At 64.4% G+C, this 2,801-nt stretch carries 3 protein-coding genes; all 3 read left to right on the forward strand.

Features of this window, described 5'->3' with window-relative positions:
* Window positions 1-12 precede the first annotated feature (12 nt).
* On the forward strand, window positions 13-561 hold the full coding sequence (locus JWQ89_RS03445; protein ID WP_299638423.1) for a PadR family transcriptional regulator: 549 nt from the start codon (window positions 13-15) through the stop codon (window positions 559-561).
* A gap of 10 nt (window positions 562-571) precedes the next feature.
* The gene (locus JWQ89_RS03450; protein WP_299638425.1) at window positions 572-2,050 is read left to right on the forward strand and encodes an efflux RND transporter periplasmic adaptor subunit; all 1,479 of its coding nucleotides are present in this window, start codon (window positions 572-574) and stop codon (window positions 2,048-2,050) included.
* A partial coding sequence (locus JWQ89_RS03455) for an efflux RND transporter permease subunit (RefSeq protein WP_299638426.1) occupies window positions 2,047-2,801 on the forward strand: 755 nt, incomplete at its 3' end. The genes JWQ89_RS03450 and JWQ89_RS03455, both read left to right, overlap by 4 nt.

Raw genomic sequence — 2,801 nt, forward strand, 5'->3', positions numbered from 1 at the left:
GGATAGGGAACCATGAACGTCAGAACCATATGCCTGGCCATCCTGTATGATGGCGACGCCACCGGGTATGAGATCAGGAAGCTCTCCGTCGAAGGGGAGTATTCGTATTTCATCGATGCCAGTTACGGCTCGATCTACCCGGCGCTGGCGCGGCTGGAGCAGGAGCGGCTGGTGACCGCGCGGGTGGAACTGCAGGAGGGCAAGCCCGCCAAGAAGATCTACTCGATCACTCCGGCCGGCCGTTCAGCTTTTATTCAGTCGCTTTTCGAGAAACTTGGAGAGGATGAATTCCGCAGCGAGTTCCTGCTCTTCCTGCGCTTTGCGTCCGAGCTCCCCCAATCACTGGTCGAGCAGCGCCTCCACGAAAGAATGGTCGAAGTCGACGCGACGCTCGCGGATTTCGACCGGCTGAAACAACAACACAACCACCCCGGAGACGCCTGGGTCATCGAGTACGGCCGCAGCTGCATGCAGGCGGCCCGCGACTACATCGAGGCGCATGGGGATGAATTGATCGCGCTGGCGCGTCCCGACAGGGATGACGCAGCCGCAGCGGAGTAGGGGTTTTGATATGCGTGCACTGATTTCGTACGGCGTGGCCGGGCTTATTCTCATCGCGGGCGCCATCTGGCTGGGCTCAGGCGTGTTTGTGACAGGCGGCAAGGGTCCGGGGAATGGCGAGCGGCCGATCGTGGCCGTGGTTTCCAATGACAAGCCCGTCTCGGCCGACCCGGTCCTCAGTGCCGAAGTCGATGCCAAGTCGAAGGCTGCCGAAGAAGCCAAGAAGGCGGCTGATGCCGCCAAGGCCGAGGCCGACACGGCCGCCACAGCGCTGAACGCCGCGGATACAGAGGCCAAGAAGCGCGAACTGGCCGAGGAACTCGAGGCGAAGCGCCTTGCCGCTGAAAAGGCGAAGACGGCAGCAGACGCGGCGAAGAAAGCTGCTGACGATGCCGCGGCCGCCCACAAGACGGCCGAAGAAGAGGCTACCAAGCTCAAGACCGAGCTCGACGCCGTCAACACCATTTCCCAGCGCGTCGCAGAGGCAGGAAGCGAGACGGGCAAGGAGCAGTCGGTGCGCACGGAAACATTCGCGGTGCAGGCTTTCCCGATCGACGTGCCACTGCGCGGCCGGACCAAGGCGAAATCGATGACGACGATCACGCCCGAGACCACGGGCATCGTCTCGGCGATCAACGTGACCAAGGGCCAGGCGGTGAAGCCGGGCGACGTGATCTGCACGCTCGATGAAGGCACGCGCGCGGCCGCTGTCGCGCAGGCCGAGGCGGCGCTGGCGCAGGCGCAGGTCGATTTCGACACCAACAAGCAGCTGCGTGGCAAGGGGCTCGCGACGGCCAACAGCGCCAACGCGCTCGAATCCGCGCTGAAGGCTGCCCAGGCCGGGTTCGACCAGGCCAAGGCCGAGTTCGACCGCACGCAGGTGAAGACCGAGGTGGCGGGCATCGTGCAGGATCCACTGGCCATGGTAGGCAGCATGCTGAGCCCCGGCCAGCCCTGCGCCACGGTGGTCGAGCTCGACCCGATGCTGTTCGTCGCCAGCGTGCCGGAGGCCCGTATCGGGCTCGCCAAGCTGGGGCTGAAGGCCAAGATCGATACGGTCACCGGCCAGAGCGTCGAGGGCGAGGTGAGCTACATCGCCTCGCTCGCCGACGAGGCCACAAGGTCGTTCCCGATCGAGATCCAGATCCCGAACAAGGACGGCAAGGTGCTCTCGGGCGTCACCGCGACGGCGACGGTCACCATGGGCACGGTGCCGGCGCATCTGCTGCCGCAATCGGTGCTGACACTCGACGACCAGGGCGCACTTGGGGTGCGCACCGTCAAGGATGGTGTGGTCGAGTTCTACCCGATCACGATCGTATCGGACTCGCGCCAGGGCGTGTGGGTCACCGGGCTGCCGCCCACGGCGGACGTGATCACCATGGGACAGGAGTATGTAATTTCGGGCCAGAAGGTCAACGCGACCAACGTAACGGGGACGGCAGTGTCGAAAGAGGCCGAAGCCGCTGCTGAAGGGGTGAAGTCATGATGAATTTCCTCGAACGGGTCCTGCGCATGCCGCGGGTCGTGCTGACGGTGATGGCGCTGCTGCTCGTCGCCGGCTTCGGCGCATACATGTCGCTGCCCAAGGAGAGCTTCCCGGCGATCGACATCCCGTATTTCTACGTCTCGACCAGCCAGACCGGCGTTTCCCCGCGGGACGCCGAGCGGCTACTGGCCAAGCCCATCGAGGATCGCGTCAAGGACATTGACGGGCTCGAGAACTACACCTCGACCTCGTCGACCGGGCACGCCTCAGTGTTCCTCGAGTTCAACGTGAATGCCAACAGCGACAAGGCGCTGGCCGACATCCGCGCCAAGCTCGACGGCGTCGCCGGGGACCTGCCGGACGATGCGACCGTGCCGACGGTGACCGAGATTTCGTTCTCGAACATGCCGTCGATCTCGGTTGCGCTCTACGGCAACGTGCCTGAGCGGGCGCTGGTGCAGCGCGCCAAGGACCTGCAGAAGGCGCTCGAAGAGATCCCGACGGTGCAGAGCGTTTCCATTGCCGGCTCGCGCAACGAGATGCTGGCGGTGACCATCGATATGAACCGGCTCGAGGCCTATAACCTCACGGCCGGACAGCTGCTCGATGCGCTTGCGAAGAACAACATGGTGGTTCCGGGCGGCACGCTCGACACCGGCCACGGCTCGTTCAACGTCGAGGTGCCGGGCCTCATCACCAACGCGCAGGACGTCTATTCGCTGCCGATCAAGGCGGATGGCGACAATGTCGT

The sequence above is a fragment of the Devosia sp. genome (assembly GCF_028290645.1).
GTDB lineage: Bacteria > Pseudomonadota > Alphaproteobacteria > Rhizobiales > Devosiaceae > Devosia_A.

Coding starts and splice junctions, on each gene's coding strand:
- JWQ89_RS03445 (WP_299638423.1), top strand. CDS start 13: ATGAACGTCAGAACCATATGCCTGGCCATCCTGTATGATGGCGACGCC.
- JWQ89_RS03450 (WP_299638425.1), top strand. CDS start 572: ATGCGTGCACTGATTTCGTACGGCGTGGCCGGGCTTATTCTCATCGCG.